Here is a 16,916-nt window from a genome sequence, read left to right on the forward strand (position 1 = left end):
TAAGGGTGGACCGCGTCAATCTCGTACTGGAGGCGGGGCAATCACCTCCCGCGAACCGTTGGTGTTCATTGATGTTACCACTCCGGCCATTTCCATGGATTCAATCATGCGAGCGGCTCTGTTATAGCCAATTTTGAGTTTGCGCTGTACGGCAGAAATAGAGGCCCGGCGACTTTCAGTGACGAAACGCACAGCCTCGTCGTACAGTGCGTCTTCCTCGCTGTCACCGCCACCCATGCCACCGGATGTGTCAAAACTGCCGCCCGCGCCATCGTCTGCGCCGTCGAGTATGTCCTGAATGTAATCCGGCTCGCCTCGTTGTTTCCATGCGTCAACCAGACGGTGCACCTCATCGTCGGACACGAAGGCGCCGTGTACACGTACCGGCAGACTGGTGCCCGGCGGCATATAGAGCATGTCACCGTGACCAAGCAGCTGTTCTGCCCCACCCTGGTCTAGAATCGTGCGCGAATCGATCTTGCTTGATACCTGGAAGGCCATGCGCGTCGGAATATTGGCCTTGATCAGGCCGGTAATCACATCCACCGATGGACGCTGGGTTGCCAGAATCAGGTGAATACCGGCGGCGCGGGCTTTCTGAGCGATACGCGCGATCAGTTCTTCCACTTTCTTGCCGACAATCATCATCATGTCGGCGAATTCGTCGATCACCACCACAATCACCGGAAGCGTTTCCAGTTCGGGCGGGATGTCTTCCATGGATTCGCGGCGGAACAAGGGGTCGGTCAGCGGCGTGCCGGCTTTTTGTGCATCTTTTATCTTGCGGTTGTAGCCCGCCAGATTACGCACGCCCATGGCGGCCATGAGCTTGTAGCGGCGCTCCATCTCGGCCACACACCAACGCAGGGCGTTCGCAGCTTCCTTCATGTCGGTAACAACCGGCGCGAGTAGGTGCGGAATACCCTCGTAGATCGACAGCTCGAGCATCTTCGGATCGATCATGATCAGCCGCACTTCCTCTGGTGGTGCCTTGAACAGGATACTCAGCAGCATCGCGTTCACGCCCACTGACTTACCCGAGCCGGTCGTGCCGGCAACGAGCAGGTGCGGCATCTTGGCCAGGTCAGCCATTACCGGATGACCACCAATATCGTGACCCAGAGCCAGGGTTACCGGCGAGGTGGCCTCGTCGAACTCACGGGTCTGTAGCACCTCGGACAGGCGTACAATCTCGCGATCCTCGTTGGGGATCTCGATACCAACCGTTGTCTTGCCGGGGATGACCTCGACCACCCTTACGCTGATGACCGCAAGGGACCGGGCCAGATCCTTGGCCAGGTTGGAAATCTTGCTGACCTTGACGCCGGCAGCTGGTTGAATCTCGAACCGAGTAATCACCGGTCCGGGCTGGACTTTCTCAACCTCGGCTTCCACGCCGAAATCCTTGAGCTTGAGCTCCAGCAACCGTGACATACCCTCCAGCGACTCAGCAGAAAACCCCTTGGTTTTTTTCAGGGCCGGATCAAGAAGTGAAATGGGTGGCAGAGAGCCTGGCTCAATAGAATCGTTGAACAGCTTCGACTGTTTTTCCTTCTGTAGCCGTTCGCTGGACGGGGCCGGCTTGATATCCGGCGGTACGATCTCAGGCGGCTGGCGACCATCGCGGGACGCCTGGTGCTTGGCCAGGGACTCCTGGCGCCGAGCACGGGAAGCTTCAGCTTCGCGCTGTTCGGCCGCACTGAATACCGGTTCGCTGCGTGCGGCGGGCTGTTTCGTCGGTCGCGCCGGCAGATCACGTTCTACGGCAGCAGAAGCGCGACGAGCTCGCCAACTGTGCCAGGCACGTTTGAGCAGGTCGAGCAGATCCAGGGTGATCTTGCCGGTCAGTTCCATGACGCGAAACCAGGAAAGATTGGTAAAAACCGTCAGACCAAACAGGAACAGGGTCAGAAAAAGTAAAGTGCTCCCCTGCATATTGAGGATTGGTCGGGCCATCTGGGACAGCAGCTCCCCGAGAACACCGCCCCCGCCACCGCCATCTATATTCGGGAAGTTATCTGGCGCACTACCATGCAGCGCAGCCAGAGCAGTGCCGGCCAACAAGGTCAATACAAAACCAATCAGACGCCAGGAGAACAGCCAGCCATTCCAGATAAAGGGCAAATGACGGCGGCGGAACATCTGCCAGACTTTCACCGCCACAATCACCGGAAACAGGTAAGCCAGATAGCCCAGGGAGAGCAACAACACATCAGCAATCCAGGCACCCATGCTACCGCCAGCGTTACCCACTTCACCGGTGCCGCCGCTACGTGTCCAGCCCGGATCAGAGGTGTCATAGCTCAACAGCGCCATGCTCAGGTACAGGCACAGGGCGATCATCGCCAGCAGTGCGCCCTCGCGAAGGCGCAGTGTCAGCTGTTCACGCCACACGGGCGGGGCTTTGCGGGCTTTGGTATCCTTCAAAAGACTGGCTTCCGTCGTTGTTCAGCCGAACATTGTACGATGTCCGGGCGGGGAATTCACAACTGCCTGGACGCGCGGCAGTCAGGTTTCAGAAACGAGTATAAGCGTCGGGTCTCACCGGTGGATGGTATTGGATCACATATTGAAATTATATTCATGAATCACAATAACTTATATCAGTATCTTGATAAACTGTTTAAACATTCAAGATCGTGGCTCCCACGTTCGGAACAAGGTGCTGACTGATGCCACAGCTTACATGGCTGCGCTCCGACAGCCTGGCTTTTCCGCCCCACAACCGGGCACTGACCGAACCTGACGGATTGCTTGCAGCGGGCGGCGACCTGTCGCCAGAACGCTTGATAGAAGCCTACAGTCGGGGCATTTTCCCCTGGTACCAGGACGGCCAACCGCTGCTGTGGTGGTCTCCCAATCCACGCACCATTCTGCGCCCTGCCCACCTGCATATATCGCGCAGTATGCAGAAATTCATGCGCACAGCTGACCTCGAGATCACCTTGGACCGCAGTTTTGCCGAAGTGATCCATGCCTGTGCACAACCGCGAGATTATACCGACGGCACCTGGATCACCTCGGAGATGCAATTTGCCTACTGCCGGCTGCACGAACTGGGCATCGCCCATTCCGTCGAAGTCTGGCAAGAGGGCCACCTTGTGGGAGGCCTGTATGGGGTTGCACTGGGGAAAGTGTTCTTTGGCGAGTCCATGTTCAGTCGCCGCAGCAACACATCCAAGGCTGCTTTCATATATCTGGTCGGAAAGCTCGAAAAATGGGGCTTCCAATTGATTGATTGTCAGATGCCAACCGAACACCTGTTCAGTCTGGGAGCTGAATCTATCAGCCGGAATGCCTTTCTGGCAAAACTGCAACTGCTTTGCCCTGCGCCCACTATCGGACTCTGGGGCGCTGATGAGTTGTAGCTGGCCGAGCAACGCTTATACTGACGCATACGCAGCATCGAACATACTGTCGAGCAACCGTCCATGACCAACCTCGCTCATCTGAAATTTTACGCCACGCATCCCCATGCCTGCAGCTATCTGGAAAATGAGCGCGCAACCACCCTTTTTCTCGATCCGCAAACACCCATTGACGTAGAAACCTACAGCCATCTTTCGGAGCTGGGGTTCCGGCGTAGCGGTGATCATCTTTACCGCCCCCACTGCCAGGCATGCAGTGCCTGCATCGCATCGCGCATACCGGCCGCAGACTTTTCACCAAGTCGCCAGCAAAAACGCATCATCAAACGTAATGCCGACCTGCAGGTAACAGCTCATCCGCCCAGGGTGACTGACGAGATATATCAGTTGTACGCTCGTTATATCGAATCGCGCCATGCAGATGGGGATATGTATCCACCGACCCGCGAACAGTTCGGCTCCTTTCTCGTCCGGGACTGGCCCTTCAGCCTCTTCTACGAATTTCGCCTTGATGGGCAACTGCTGGCCGTGGCAGTTACTGACCATATGCACAATGGACTTTCAGCGGTTTACACTTTTTTTGATCCGCAGTACCCACGTCGTAGTCTTGGGCGGTTTGCCATCCTCTGGCAGGTCGCGGAAGCCCGGCGCACCGGACTGCAAGGCGTTTATCTGGGCTACTGGATAAAAAACTGCCGCAAGATGAGCTACAAGACCGAGTACCGGCCGCTGGAAATGCTAGTCAATCAACGCTGGATGCGTGTGAATTAAATGCCTCCCCAAGCTACTGATCACCAGCAAAAGCGGTGATGAATCGCCCAGCTGGCTAAATAAAGCCGATCAAACTTGGTTGTTGGGCGATTTTCAGGCACAATTGCTCACCTTTTTTGCGGGCGCTGCATTGGTGTCCCGCTGATATTCCGTAATTTGAGAGGCCTTTGCTTAATGGCGAAAGAAGACAGTATTGAAATGGAAGGCACCATTGTAGACACACTGCCGAACACCATGTTCCGCGTTGAACTGGAAAACGGTCACGTCGTTACTGCCCACATTTCAGGCAAGATGCGCAAGAACTACATCCGCATCCTGACCGGTGACAAGGTACGCGTCGAACTGACGCCCTACGACCTGACCAAGGGTCGCATTACCTACCGCGCTCGTTAATCCGGGGCGCTGCTCCCGGCAGTTCCGGCCAAACCGGCCAACGCCAACGCCAGATCTGATATGCGCACCCGTTAAAGCGGGTGGGCGTTCGCTTGCGCGCATTCCTTGTTTATCCACATTGTTTGTCCACATCAGAACGCAGCCACAAAAAAACCGCTCACAAGGAGCGGTTTTTTGTTTCCGGCCGGAGCCAGGTGAAGCTTAGCGCTTCATGTACTGACCCAACTCGATCTTGCCAATCGCGGCGCGGTGTACTTCGTCCGGACCGTCGGCCAAACGCAGCGTGCGCTGCATGGCATACATGTGTGCCAGCGGAGTATCTTCCGACACACCTGCACCACCGTGCATCTGGATAGCACGGTCAATCACGCGTAGCGCAACGTTCGGTGCGACTACCTTGATCTGGGCAATTTCGCTCTTGGCGATCTTGTTGCCCACGGTATCCATCATGTAAGCGGCGTTCAGAGTCAACAGGCGAGCCTGGTTGATCTCGATGCGCGACTCGGCGATCAGGTCGATGTTGCCACCCAACTGAGCCAGACGCTTGCCGAATGCCTCACGCTCTACTGAACGCTTGCACATCAGTTCCAGTGCGCGTTCGGCGGCACCGATGGAGCGCATGCAGTGGTGAATACGACCTGGCCCGAGGCGACCCTGAGCGATTTCAAAACCACGACCTTCACCCAGCAACACGTTTTCGTAGGGAACGCGAACGTTGTCCAGGGTAACTTCAGCATGGCCGTGTGGCGCATCGTCATAGCCGAATACCGGCAGCGGACGAATCACTTTCACGCCGGGGGTGTCCATGGGCACCAGAATCATCGAGTGCTGCTGGTGACGAGGCGCATCGGGATTGGTCAGACCCATGAAGATCATGATCTTGCAGCGTGGATCGCAAGCGCCTGAAGTCCACCACTTGCGACCGTTGATAACCCACTCATCGCCTTCGCGGCGGGCATTGGCCTGCATATTAGTGGCGTCAGATGAAGCAACGCCAGGCTCGGTCATGCCAAAGCAGGAACGGATTTCGCCAGCCAGCAGCGGCTTGACCCAACGCTCCTTCTGCTCTTCGTTGCCGTAGCGCACGATGGTTTCCATGTTGCCGGTGTCAGGCGCGCTGCAGTTGAATGCCTCGGAAGCCAGACCAGAACGGCCCATCAGTTCAGCCAGTGGTGCGTATTCAAGGTTGGTCAAGCCAGCGCCCAGTTCGGACTCGGGCAGGAACAGGTTCCACAGGCCAGCAGCGCGAGCCTTGACTTTAAGCTCTTCAACGATGGCGGTAGGCTGCCAGCGATCGCCTTCGTTCACTTGCTCGTGGAAGATATGCTCGGCCGGGAATACATGTTCCTGCATGAATGCATCAACGCGTTCGCGCAAGTCTTTAACCTTGGGGGAGTATCCGAAATCCATAGTTGCGTGCCTTTTTCAGTGACAATGTGTAAGCGACACCAACGATGCTAGATGAGGCGAATCGATTTATCTAACCTATTTTCCGCGTGTATTAACATTCATAAGCAATATATACTTCGCTTATGATGCCTCGGTGATGTCTCGTCTTGAGTCACGCCGTCCCACGCCCTATGAAGGATGATGTTGCGATGAACCTCAGTAAAGTCGACTTGAACCTGTTCATTGTGTTCGACGCCATATATACCGAAGCCAACCTGACCCGCGCCGGTCAGATAGTGGGTATTACCCAGCCCGCAGTGAGTAACGCCCTCGCCCGCCTGCGTGAAACTTTCAACGATCCGTTATTCGTACGCACTGCCCAGGGCATGGTGCCCACACCCATGGCGCAGAACATCATTACGCCGGTCCGTCATGCGTTGCAACTGCTGCGGGTCTCTGTGCAGGAGAGTCGCAGCTTCAATCCTGACGAAGCCACCAAGACCTATCGCATTAGCATGACCGATCTGTCCGAGGCGGTGATTCTACCGAACCTGGCTTCCCGGATCCGTCGCCTGGCCGTCAATATCAATATTGACAGCTTTCTCACCAAGCGCCGCGAAACCACCAAGGAACTGGCGGCCGGCCGTCTTGATTTCGCCATCGATGCGCCGTTGAATACCGATACCCAGGTCCGTCACGTCAAATTGTTCGAGGACCGCTATGTCTGTGTGATGCGCAAGGATCATCCCCTGGCGACCAAGAACAAGATCACTCTGGATGACTATCTGGCCCAGTCGCACATCCATATCTCCAGCCGTCGCAACGGTCTGGGCCATGTGGACCTGGCCCTGGGCAAGATCGGCATCCAGCGTCGCGTGGTGCTGCGCTCGCAGCATTACCAGATGGCGCCTCTGGTACTCGACTCCACCGATATGGTGATGACCGTGCACGAGCGTTTTGCCCGCCGGCACAACCTGCATTACGTCGAGCTGCCCATCGATGACGTACCCCCCATCGAGACGCACCTGTTCTGGCACGAGAGTACCGACCAGGATCCGGCCAACCGCTGGATGCGTGAACAGATCATCGAGCTGTCCCAACAGCTCGAACGAAAGATGAACAAGGAGCGCGACGCAGCTCTTGCAGCGTCCTGATTTCTGTTTCAGCCCCGGCGCTTCATGTGCCGGGGTCTTCCCCTAGCCCACCTTAACCTCCCATTGACAGGCTGCGTCAACAGCTTTACGTTAACGTAAAGGTCAAATTGAAGGTTTCCCCATGCAGCCCCTCACCTATTCTATTTCCGACCTCGCCCGCGAACTGGACATCACCACCCGCGCAATCCGTTTCTATGAAGAACAAGGGTTGCTGAGCCCGGAACGTCGTGGTCAGGAGCGCGTTTATTCCGCCCGTGACAAGGTCAGCTTGAAGCTTATTCTGCGCGGCAAACGCATCGGTTTTTCCCTGGCGGAATGCCGTGAGTTGATAAGCCTGTATGACCCCATGGGCGACAACCAGAAACAGCTCAATACCATGCTTGGCAAAATCGCCGAGCGTCGGGCGCAGCTCGAGCAACAGATGCTCGACATCCAACAAATGCAGATCGAGCTGGATACCGCTGAGGAACGCTGTCATGCAGCACTGACCCGAACACTGTCCGGACGCCCGATCAGCGCCTGATCATCTACTACAAAAATAAAAGGTGATTTCATGCATTACACCTCCCTGAACTTCGCCCTGGGCGAAACCATCGACATGCTGCGCGAGCAGGTACGCGCCTTCTGCAGTGCGGAACTCGCCCCGCGCGCAGCCAGCATCGACAGCGACAACCAGTTCCCCAATGAAATGTGGCGCCGCTTTGGCGATCTCGGCTTGCTCGGTGTCACGGTGCCTGAAGAGGATGGAGGCGCCGGCCTGGGCTACCTGGCCCACGTGGTGGCCATCGAAGAAATTAGCCGCGCCTCGGCGTCTGTGGGACTGTCCTATGGCGCGCACTCGAACCTGTGCGTCAACCAGATCAACCGCAACGGCAGTGCCGAGCAGAAAGCCCGGTATCTGCCCAAACTGATCAGTGGCGAGCATATCGGCGCGCTGGCCATGAGTGAACCGAACGCCGGCTCCGATGTGGTCAGCATGAAATTGCGCGCCGACAAGCGCGGTGACCACTACGTGCTGAACGGCACCAAGATGTGGATCACCAACGGCCCCGACGCCCATGTCTACGTGATCTACGCCAAGACCGAGCCGGAAAAAGGCCCCCACGGCATTACCGCGTTTCTGGTCGAGCGTGACTGGCAAGGCTTTTCCCGAGGCCCGAAGCTGGACAAGCTGGGCATGCGCGGCTCCAACACCTGTGAATTGATATTCGACAACGTAGAAGTACCAGCTGAAAACATCCTGGGCGGCCTGAACCTGGGCGTTAAGGTCCTGATGAGCGGCCTGGATTACGAGCGCGTAGTGCTGGCAGGCGGCCCGGTGGGCATCATGCAGGCGTGTCTGGATGAGGTCGTACCCTATATTCATGACCGCAAGCAGTTTGGCCAGAGCATCGGCGAATTCCAGTTGATCCAGGGCAAGGTCGCCGACATGTACACGCAGCTCAATGCCAGTCGTGCCTACCTGTATGCCGTGGCGCAAGCCTGTGACCGTGGCGAGGCTACCCGCAAGGACGCCGCCGGCGTAATCCTCTACACCGCTGAACGCGCCACCCAGATGGCCCTGGACGTCATCCAGATTCTCGGTGGTAACGGCTATATCAACGATTACCCCGCCGGTCGCTTGCTGCGCGACGCCAAGCTCTACGAAATCGGCGCGGGTACCAGCGAAATCCGACGCATGCTGATTGGGCGGGAGTTGTTTAATGAGACACGCTGAAACCAGCTTCAAGCCTCAAGCTGCAAGCGGCAAGCAGTCAGTGTGGAAGCTTATTGATAGGGCCACGACGGGCAGCTTGCGGCTTGTAGCTTGTAGCTTGTCGCTGCGCATGGGGTCAGGGCAATGAGCGTGCTCAATACCCAGATACACCCCGGCTCCCCCGATTTCGCGGCCAACACCAACGCCATGCGCCACCTGGTCGATGAGCTGCAACAACTCCTGACACAAATCAGCCAGGGCGGCGGGCCCAAGGCGCAGGAGCGGCATCTGTCGCGGGGCAAGCTGTTGCCACGGCAGCGCATCGATGCCCTGCTTGATCCGGGCTCGGCGTTTCTCGAGATTGGCCAGCTTGCCGCCCACGAGGTTTATGGCGAAGACGTTCCGGCGGCAGGATTGATTGCGGGTATTGGCCGGGTGGAGGGAGTGGAATGCCTGATCGTGGCCAACGACGCGACGGTCAAAGGCGGCTCCTACTATCCGCTCACGGTAAAAAAGCACCTGCGCGCCCAGACCATTGCCGAACAGAATCGCCTGCCTTGTATTTACCTGGTCGACTCCGGCGGCGCCAACCTGCCCCGTCAGGATGAAGTCTTTCCTGACCGCGAGCACTTCGGCCGCATTTTCTATAACCAGGCCAATATGAGCGCCAAGGGCATTCCGCAAATCGCGGTGGTGATGGGCTCCTGCACGGCCGGTGGCGCCTATGTGCCGGCGATGGCGGATGAAGCCATCATGGTGCGCGAGCAGGCGACGATTTTTCTCGCCGGTCCGCCGCTGGTCAAGGCTGCCACTGGCGAAGTCGTCAGCGCCGAGGATCTGGGCGGGGCCGACGTGCACTGCAAGACCTCAGGCGTGGCTGATCATTACGCCGAGGATGACGAACACGCACTGGCCATTGCGCGGCGCTGCATTGCCAACCTGAACTGGCGCAAGGCGGGTGAGCTGCAATGCAAACCGGCACTACCGCCCCGCTACCCCGCTACAGATCTGTACGGCATCGTGCCGGCTGACGCAAAACAGCCCTATGACGTGCGGGAAGTCATTGCCCGGCTGGTGGACGATTCGGTATTCGACGAGTTCAAGGCGCTGTACGGTAGCTCATTGGTGTGTGGTTTCGCTCATCTGCACGGCTATCCCGTTGCTATAGTCGCCAATAACGGCGTGCTATTCAGCGAGTCAGCGCAAAAGGGTGCACACTTTATCGAGCTGGCCTGCCAGCGTGGTATCCCGCTGGTCTTCCTGCAGAACATCACCGGCTTTATGGTCGGCCAGAAATATGAAGCCGGCGGCATTGCCAAACACGGTGCCAAGCTGGTCACCGCAGTTGCCTGCGCACGGGTACCCAAATTTACCGTGATCATTGGCGGCAGCTTCGGTGCCGGCAACTACGGCATGTGCGGCCGCGCCTACGAGCCTCGTCTGCTGTGGATGTGGCCCAATGCGCGCATCTCGGTGATGGGTGGTGAGCAGGCCGCCGGTGTGCTGGTGCAGGTCAAGCACGAGCAAGCCCAACGCAGCGGCGACACCTTCAGCCCCGAACAGGAGCAGGCGCTACGCCAACCGATACTCGACCAGTACGAACACCAGGGCCACCCCTACTATTCCAGCGCACGGCTCTGGGACGACGGCGTCATCGACCCGTCCCAGACCCGCGATGTGCTGGGGCTGGCTATATCAGCCGCGTTGAATGCACCGATTGAACAGACACGGTTTGGGGTATTTAGGATGTAGGGCGCGCCTTCGGCGCGAGCTTCAAGCTTCAAGCGGCTCGCACGAACGTGTTGATTGCGAGCTAAACGCAGGGAATCAGCAGGCCTAGCCAAACGACTATACATTTGCACGCCCTGCTTGCCGCTTGAAGCTTGCGGCTTGCGGCTTACGAGAAAACAGAGACCGAAATGCCCGACTTCAAAACACTACAGCTCGAATTCTCCCCGAACGACGTGGCCACACTGTGGCTCAATCGGCCGGAGAAGAAAAATGCTTTCAACGCCGAGATGATCCGCGAGCTGTTGCTGGCATTCGATGAAATCGAAGCCCGGCCCGGGTTGCGTTTTCTTCTGCTGCGTGGCCGTGGCAAGCATTTTTCCGCCGGTGCCGATCTGGCCTGGATGCAGGAAAGCGCGAAGCTCGATTACAACGCCAACCTCAATGATTCCCGCGAACTGGCACAGGTGATGGCCAGCCTGTTCCAGCTCAAGCTACCCACTCTCGCTATCGTTCAGGGCGCGGCCTTCGGCGGCGCGCTGGGGCTGATCAGTTGCTGCGACATGGCCATTGGCGCCGAGGACAGTCTGTTCAGCCTTTCCGAGGTGCGCATCGGCATTCTGCCGGCGGTGATCAGCCCTTACGTGGTCAAGGCGATCGGTGAGCGTGCGACCCGCCGCTACGCACTGACCGCCGAGCGTTTTGATGGGAAGCAGGCGCAACATCTCGGCTTGCTTGCAGCCACTTATTCCGCTCAAGAGCTGGACCAGGCGGTGAACGATTGGACTACCAACCTGCTGCAAAACGGCCCCGCCGCGATGCGTGCGACCAAGGCGCTGCTGCAGGAGGTCAAACATGGTGAACTGTCGCCGGCCCTGCGCCGTTATACCGAGGCAGCCATCGCCCGCGTACGGGTAAGCCCTGAGGGCCAGGAAGGTCTGACCGCGTTTCTCGATAAACGCAAACCGTCCTGGCAGGAGTACTGAAATGGGTAAGCCGCGTGAGATTTCAACTTCCCCCATCACCTGCCTGCTGGTAGCCAACCGCGGCGAAATCGCCTGCCGGATCATGCGTACTGCAAAAGCCATGGGCATCCGGACCGTGGCGGTGTATAGCGATATCGACCGCCATGCGCGGCACGTGCTTGAAGCCGACATGGCAATCAACCTTGGCGGTGCCAAGCCGGCGGACAGTTATCTGCGTAGCGATCTGGTGCTGGCTGCCGCCCGGCAGAGCGGCGCCCAAGCGATTCATCCCGGCTACGGTTTTCTTTCAGAAAATGCCGAATTTGCCCGGGCCTGCGCCGTTGAGGGCCTGATCTTTATTGGTCCGCCGGCCAGTGCAATTGATGCCATGGGTAGCAAATCCGCCGCCAAGGCATTGATGGAGACCGCTGGCGTCCCCCTGGTACCGGGTTATCACGGTGCCGATCAGGACCTGGCTACCTTCCGCACCGCCGCCGAACGCATCGGCTACCCGGTTCTGCTCAAGGCCGTAGCCGGCGGTGGCGGTAAGGGTATGAAGGTAGTCGAGGGTGAGACCGATCTAGCCGAAGCTCTGGAATCCGCCCAACGGGAGGCGAAATCCGCCTTTGGCGATAGCCGCATGCTGGTCGAGCGGTATCTGGGCAAGCCGCGGCATATCGAGATCCAGGTATTTGCCGATCAGCAAGGCAACTGCATCCATCTGAACGAACGTGACTGCTCGATCCAGCGCCGGCACCAGAAAGTGATAGAAGAAGCCCCCGCCCCCGGCCTGTCAGCAACACTTCGTCAGGCAATGGGTGAGGCGGCTGTGCAGGCCGCGAAGGCAATCGATTACGTGGGGGCCGGCACGGTCGAATTTCTGCTCGATGAGCAGGAACGCTTCTACTTCATGGAGATGAATACCCGGCTGCAGGTCGAGCACCCGGTTACCGAAGCCATCACCGGCCAGGACCTGGTGGCCTGGCAATTGCGCATTGCCCAGGGCCTGCCATTGCCAATGCAGCAGCACGAGGTTCCGTTACAGGGGCATGCGATAGAGGCCCGCCTTTATGCGGAAGATCCGCTGAATGATTTCCTGCCAGCCAGTGGTACCCTTGAGCTATATCGCGAATCCCAGCCGGGTGTGGGTAGACGGCTGGATGGGGGTATCTGCGAGGGCGACGAAGTATCACCCTTTTACGATCCAATGCTGGCCAAGGTCATCGCCTGGGGCGAAACACGCGAAGCTGCGCGGCTTAAACTGTTGGCTATGCTCCGTGAAACCGCCATTGCCGGCGTACAGACCAATCTGACGTTCCTTGGTCGCATCATCGATCACCCTGCCTTTGCCAACGCAGAACTGGATACCGGATTCATCCCCCGCCATGCCGAACAGCTACTACCGGAAAAGACAGAGCTAAGCGGGGATTTCTGGCAACTGGCTGGCGCCGCCTGGCTACTTTGCCTACCTCAGATAAAGCGCACGGACGACCCCCAATCGCCCTGGAGCACTTTACCCAGCGGATGGCGCAGCGGGCTCCCCACCACCAGCCGGCTGCACCTGCAATGCGGTAACGATGAGCGTCAGCTGAATAACGTCAACATAAGCGGCAGCAGCTTTGATCCGGCCAGTGGCCAACTGACCGTTATCCATGACGGTGTTTTGCAGCGCCATGCAGTCGTTGTTCGCGGCCAGGCGCTATTTCTGCAATGGCAGAACGAGTGGCTCAAAATCGAACAGGTTGATCCCATCAGCCGCGTCGATCAGGCCCAGCAACATGCGGGTGGCTTGCAGGCACCCATGAATGGCAGCATTGTGCGTTTGCTGGTCACTACCGGTGACCAGGTGGAGGCCGGAGCGGCACTGCTGGTGGTCGAAGCAATGAAAATGGAACACAGCATCCGCGCTCCCCATGCCGGCACCGTCACCGCGATATTTTGTAGCGAGGGAGAGCTGGTTAACGAAGGCGCTTTGTTGGTCGAACTGGAGGCAACCCCATGAATATGCCGCAATCCGTGCGTCTGGTCGATGTCGGGCCGCGGGACGGTCTGCAGAATGAGTCGCAGGCGATCGCCGTGACTGACAAGGTGCGCTTGGTAGACGATCTGAGCGCCGCAGGTATACGTCATATCGAAGTCGGTAGCTTCGTATCGCCAAAGTGGGTGCCACAGATGGCCGGATCGGCCGAGGTATTCGCGGCGATCAAACAGCATTCCGGCGTCAGTTATTCCGCCCTGACGCCGAACATGAAAGGTCTGGAGGCCGCCCTGGAAGCCGGTGTGCGCGAAGTGGCAGTATTTGCCGCAGCGTCCGAGGCGTTCTCCCAGCGCAATATCAATTGCTCGATTGCTGAAAGCATCGAGCGTTTCGCACCCGTGCTGGAAGCCGCGCAAAAGGCGGATGTAAAGGTACGCGGCTATATCTCCTGCGTGCTCGGCTGTCCCTACCAGGGTGAAGTACCGGCTGACCAGGTCGCCAGTGTTGCCCGCGAACTCCACGCCATGGGCTGCTACGAGGTATCCCTGGGCGACACCATCGGCACCGGCACACCTGGTGTAACCCGAGCCCTGATCGAAGCAGTAGCCAAGCACGTACCACGCGAGCAACTGGCTGGGCATTTTCACGATACCTACGGCCAGGCGTTGGCCAACATCTATGCCAGCTTGCTGGAGGGGGTGAGCGTATTCGACAGTTCAGTTGCCGGACTGGGCGGCTGCCCCTATGCCAAGGGTGCCACCGGCAATGTGGCGACCGAAGATGTGCTGTACATGCTGAACGGCATGGGAATCGAGACCGGTATCGATCTCGATCTGCTGGTGAACGCCGGTGCGCGCATCAACTTGGTGCTGGGCAGAGAAAATGGCTCAAGGGTCGCGCGGGCCATTCTGGCGGCGCGATAGTCCGGATCGGGCCCTATTTTCGCGCCGGGGCCAGTGGGGCCGGCGGCCCCGCCGGGAAGGGTCCGAAAACCACCAATCCCTACTTAAGCCACCTCCTCATCAACCGCCTCTACCACCTTGTTTTTACTCAATAACCCCTTAGCCAGAACACCTAGCGTCATCACCGCCGCCTCGGTTTCCCGATTCCACGGCACACCACAGTTCAATCGCAAACAGTGGTTGAACTGTTCCGAATGACTGAACACCGCACCGGGCGCAATACTGATGTTGTGCTCCAAAGCCTGCTCGAACAGTCTTTGTGCGTCTATATCGCCAGGCAGGCTGATCCATAAAATGAATCCGCCTGCAGGTCGGGTGATCTGCGTACCCTCGGGGAAATATTGCTGCACGGCCAGCTGAAAGCTGCTCAGATTTTTACGGTACTCCTGTCGCAAATAGCGCAGATGCCGATCGTAACCGCCATTTTCCAGATACGCCGCCACCGACATCTGACTCACACTGCAGGCTGACAGCGTGGTAAAGGTCTGGAGCTTTTCGATGGCGCTCTGATGCCGCCCGGCGATGACCCAGCCCGTTCGAACGCCCGGTGAAATGGTCTTGGAAAAACTCGAGCAGTACATCACGGTGTCCGAACAATCAAAGGCCTTTAGCGCCTTGGAACGTCCGGGCTCGAACATCAGCTCCCCGTAGATGTCGTCTTCAATGATCGGCAAGCAACGCTTGGCCATCATGGCCACCAGCTTCCGCTGCCGGTCCTCGGGCATGGTTGCACCCATGGGATTGCCCGCACGTGCGGTGAGAACAAGCGCCTTGATTGGCCATTTGTCCGCCGCTTTTTCCAGGGATTCAAGGCTCAGGCCGCTATCGGGGTCGGTCGGTATTTCTATCACCTTCAGCCCCAACAGATCGCAAAGCTGCACCAGTCCGTAATAGCTCGGAGCCTCCGTAGCAATCAGATCGCCGGGATTGGTAACCGAGCGCAGGCACAACTGAATAGCTTCAACGCATCCATTGGTTATCACGATCTGGGACGGATCGACAACCGCGCCGGCATCACGCATGCGAATAGCAATCTGTCTACGCAGTGGCTCGTAGCCGGGGCTGAAAATGTAGCTGTAGGCTTTTTGGCTGTGAAACCGCGTGACCTTGCTCATCTGTTGGTGGAGAGCCCGCAGCGGCAGATACTGGCTCGAAGGCACGGCGGCCCCCAGTGGAATAACACCCTCCCGGCGGGACTGATGCAAAATCTCGCTGATAATGCCGCTACGAGTCACCGCATAGGGCTGTTCGACCCGTGCGATAGGTGGTGTCGGCGCAGTCAGCGCGGGCGTATTGTGGACGAAATAGCCAGACTGGGGCCTGGCCCTTATCAGGCCCTGATCTTCCAGCGTGGCATAGGCGTGCAACACGGTGGCGTGGCTGACCCCCTTCTGGGTGCTCAATTTCCGCACCGAGGGAACTCGCTCACCGGGTTTGTAGAACCCTTTGCGTATGTCATCGGCCAGTTGTCGGGCGATCTGTTGGTATAAAAGGCTGCTCATCACTGTTCTCCTGCATGCCTTTTTACCTTAATGGAGCGGTAATCTGGTCAGCACCATACAGTTGCGGGGAAAAATACCCCAACAGCATACCAGCGACAGCAACTGTGCGGGAGCAGTGCAACGGGAAACGAACTGTTCCGTTATTCGTTGACTATCGGACCAGGCACTGCGCCTGACGTAACCAGCTGCTGCGCCCAGATCTCGCGGTATTTTTCCAGCAACTGTTGGGGTACACCGGAACGGGAGAGGTCAAACATGGCCTGTGCCAGGGCTGCCCGAAGATCGGAAGAATTGCATGCCGAATTATGCGACAGGGTCAGGTACAGTTGCTCAGTCATGAGGGAGCCGTCGAGCACATCCAACTTGTCTGCAATGCCCATCTGCTGAGCGATAGCCAGGCCCTGATAACGCTCGTAAATCACGTAATCGGCCCTTCCACGCAGCAGTTTCTGGAAGGATTGCTCCACCGAAGGTACTGATTCGATCTGCAGATTATCCGCTGCGAAGCGGTCAAATTGGTTGCCGAAGCTGTTGTTGAGCACGGTGCTGCCGGTCTTGCCACGCAAGTCTTCCCAGCCACTGTATGGAAAGATTCCGTCGGAACGCACAAAGATGACACTGGGCACGTCCGCATAGGCGGGATGGATGTAATCCATATAGCCCAGACGCTGGCGGGTAAGAAACGCACCGGCGAGCATATCCACACGACCGCTTCGCGCTTCTTCCTGGGCACGTGACCAGGGCCCGACATTCAGCATGTCCAGCTTGACATCGCTCTGTGCAAGAGCCTGCTCAAGAAGCTCGGCCCCGGCGCCGATCAGCCGGCTATCGTCTTCAGGATCGACCCAGAGAATGGGTGGGTACTGGGGGTTGCCGGTTGCCACTATCCGCTCGCAAAGCGGAACCGCAGCAAAGGATAACGACGGTATCAGGACACTCGCGAGCAAAACAAACAGCTTTGCGGCTCTGGGTAACATAGGGTTTCCGGTCATTGGCTGTTGCATTGAAAC

14 protein-coding genes are annotated in these 16,916 nt (G+C 58.1%); 10 read left to right on the plus strand and 4 right to left on the minus strand.

The features are described from left to right. Nucleotides 1–15 precede the first annotated feature (15 nt). Nucleotides 16–2,427, minus strand: coding sequence for a DNA translocase FtsK (locus FZF01_RS04855; protein WP_150277013.1), 2,412 nt, complete (start codon nt 2,425–2,427; stop codon nt 16–18). Nucleotides 2,428–2,672: 245 nt separating this feature from the next. Between FZF01_RS04855 and aat the strand changes: the two genes are divergently transcribed. The 3 genes from aat (at nt 2,673) to infA (ending at nt 4,532) form a co-directional block, all read left to right on the plus strand. Further along, nucleotides 2,673–3,368, plus strand: coding sequence for a leucyl/phenylalanyl-tRNA--protein transferase (gene aat, locus FZF01_RS04860; RefSeq protein WP_150277014.1), 696 nt, complete (start codon nt 2,673–2,675; stop codon nt 3,366–3,368). Nucleotides 3,369–3,431: 63 nt separating this feature from the next. After that, nucleotides 3,432–4,139, plus strand: coding sequence for an arginyltransferase (locus FZF01_RS04865; RefSeq protein WP_150277015.1), 708 nt, complete (start codon nt 3,432–3,434; stop codon nt 4,137–4,139). 174 nt (nt 4,140–4,313) lie between these two features. Continuing rightward, nucleotides 4,314–4,532 (plus strand): translation initiation factor IF-1, encoded by a 219-nt coding sequence (gene infA, locus FZF01_RS04870; protein WP_036989719.1) that lies wholly within the window; start codon nt 4,314–4,316, stop codon nt 4,530–4,532. Nucleotides 4,533–4,733: 201 nt separating this feature from the next. On the opposite strand, the gene FZF01_RS04875 is transcribed toward infA, so the two are convergent. Continuing rightward, nucleotides 4,734–5,942 (minus strand): acyl-CoA dehydrogenase, encoded by a 1,209-nt coding sequence (locus FZF01_RS04875; protein WP_150277016.1) that lies wholly within the window; start codon nt 5,940–5,942, stop codon nt 4,734–4,736. Between the two features lie 188 nt (nt 5,943–6,130). On the opposite strand from FZF01_RS04875, the gene FZF01_RS04880 reads away from it, so the two are divergent. The 7 genes from FZF01_RS04880 to FZF01_RS04910 all read left to right on the plus strand — a co-directional run bounded on the left by FZF01_RS04880 (nt 6,131) and on the right by FZF01_RS04910 (nt 14,365). Then, the gene (locus FZF01_RS04880; RefSeq protein ID WP_150277017.1) at nt 6,131–7,075 is read left to right on the plus strand and encodes a LysR family transcriptional regulator; all 945 of its coding nucleotides are present in this window, start codon (nt 6,131–6,133) and stop codon (nt 7,073–7,075) included. A 121-nt stretch (nt 7,076–7,196) separates the two neighbouring features. Continuing rightward, nucleotides 7,197–7,598 carry a MerR family transcriptional regulator gene (locus tag FZF01_RS04885; RefSeq protein WP_150277018.1) on the plus strand — a complete coding sequence of 134 codons (402 nt, stop codon included), beginning with the start codon at nt 7,197–7,199 and terminating at the stop codon, nt 7,596–7,598. A 30-nt stretch (nt 7,599–7,628) separates the two neighbouring features. Next, complete coding sequence (locus FZF01_RS04890; RefSeq protein WP_150277019.1) at nt 7,629–8,792, plus strand: isovaleryl-CoA dehydrogenase; 1,164 nt, start codon at nt 7,629–7,631, stop codon at nt 8,790–8,792. Between the two features lie 123 nt (nt 8,793–8,915). After that, nucleotides 8,916–10,523 carry a carboxyl transferase domain-containing protein gene (locus FZF01_RS04895; RefSeq protein WP_150277020.1) on the plus strand — a complete coding sequence of 536 codons (1,608 nt, stop codon included), beginning with the start codon at nt 8,916–8,918 and terminating at the stop codon, nt 10,521–10,523. Between the two features lie 167 nt (nt 10,524–10,690). After that, nucleotides 10,691–11,485: a gamma-carboxygeranoyl-CoA hydratase gene (locus FZF01_RS04900; protein WP_150277021.1), complete on the plus strand. Its 795-nt coding sequence runs from the start codon at nt 10,691–10,693 to the stop codon at nt 11,483–11,485. Nucleotide 11,486: 1 nt separating this feature from the next. Continuing rightward, a complete protein-coding gene (locus FZF01_RS04905) occupies nt 11,487–13,466 on the plus strand; it encodes an acetyl/propionyl/methylcrotonyl-CoA carboxylase subunit alpha (RefSeq protein WP_150277022.1) in 1,980 nt (659 codons plus the stop codon). Next, nucleotides 13,463–14,365 carry a hydroxymethylglutaryl-CoA lyase gene (locus FZF01_RS04910; protein WP_150277023.1) on the plus strand — a complete coding sequence of 301 codons (903 nt, stop codon included), beginning with the start codon at nt 13,463–13,465 and terminating at the stop codon, nt 14,363–14,365. Before FZF01_RS04905 ends, FZF01_RS04910 begins: the two co-directional genes overlap by 4 nt. 83 nt (nt 14,366–14,448) lie before the next feature. Here the strand turns inward: FZF01_RS04910 and FZF01_RS04915 are convergent, their stop codons facing one another. Together FZF01_RS04915 and FZF01_RS04920 are read right to left on the minus strand one after the other, a co-directional pair. Further along, nucleotides 14,449–15,909: an aminotransferase-like domain-containing protein gene (locus tag FZF01_RS04915; RefSeq protein WP_150277024.1), complete on the minus strand. Its 1,461-nt coding sequence runs from the start codon at nt 15,907–15,909 to the stop codon at nt 14,449–14,451. A gap of 137 nt (nt 15,910–16,046) precedes the next feature. Next, complete coding sequence (locus tag FZF01_RS04920) at nt 16,047–16,910, minus strand: substrate-binding periplasmic protein (protein ID WP_223825394.1); 864 nt, start codon at nt 16,908–16,910, stop codon at nt 16,047–16,049. Nucleotides 16,911–16,916: the final 6 nt, after the last annotated feature.

Source organism: Halopseudomonas salina, from assembly GCF_008641105.1.

What these genes read in the sequence shown, in the direction of transcription:
- FZF01_RS04910 (WP_150277023.1), top strand. Translation starts at nt 13,463, where the DNA reads ATGAATATGCCGCAATCCGTGCGTCTGGTCGATGTCGGGCCGCGGGAC.
- aat (WP_150277014.1), top strand. Translation starts at nt 2,673, where the DNA reads ATGCCACAGCTTACATGGCTGCGCTCCGACAGCCTGGCTTTTCCGCCC.
- FZF01_RS04890 (WP_150277019.1), top strand. Translation starts at nt 7,629, where the DNA reads ATGCATTACACCTCCCTGAACTTCGCCCTGGGCGAAACCATCGACATG.
- FZF01_RS04880 (WP_150277017.1), top strand. Translation starts at nt 6,131, where the DNA reads ATGAACCTCAGTAAAGTCGACTTGAACCTGTTCATTGTGTTCGACGCC.
- FZF01_RS04905 (WP_150277022.1), top strand. Translation starts at nt 11,487, where the DNA reads ATGGGTAAGCCGCGTGAGATTTCAACTTCCCCCATCACCTGCCTGCTG.
- FZF01_RS04865 (WP_150277015.1), top strand. Translation starts at nt 3,432, where the DNA reads ATGACCAACCTCGCTCATCTGAAATTTTACGCCACGCATCCCCATGCC.
- FZF01_RS04885 (WP_150277018.1), top strand. Translation starts at nt 7,197, where the DNA reads ATGCAGCCCCTCACCTATTCTATTTCCGACCTCGCCCGCGAACTGGAC.
- FZF01_RS04875 (WP_150277016.1), bottom strand. Translation starts at nt 5,942, where the DNA reads ATGGATTTCGGATACTCCCCCAAGGTTAAAGACTTGCGCGAACGCGTT.
- FZF01_RS04920 (WP_223825394.1), bottom strand. Translation starts at nt 16,910, where the DNA reads ATGCAACAGCCAATGACCGGAAACCCTATGTTACCCAGAGCCGCAAAG.
- infA (WP_036989719.1), top strand. Translation starts at nt 4,314, where the DNA reads ATGGCGAAAGAAGACAGTATTGAAATGGAAGGCACCATTGTAGACACA.
- FZF01_RS04900 (WP_150277021.1), top strand. Translation starts at nt 10,691, where the DNA reads ATGCCCGACTTCAAAACACTACAGCTCGAATTCTCCCCGAACGACGTG.
- FZF01_RS04895 (WP_150277020.1), top strand. Translation starts at nt 8,916, where the DNA reads ATGAGCGTGCTCAATACCCAGATACACCCCGGCTCCCCCGATTTCGCG.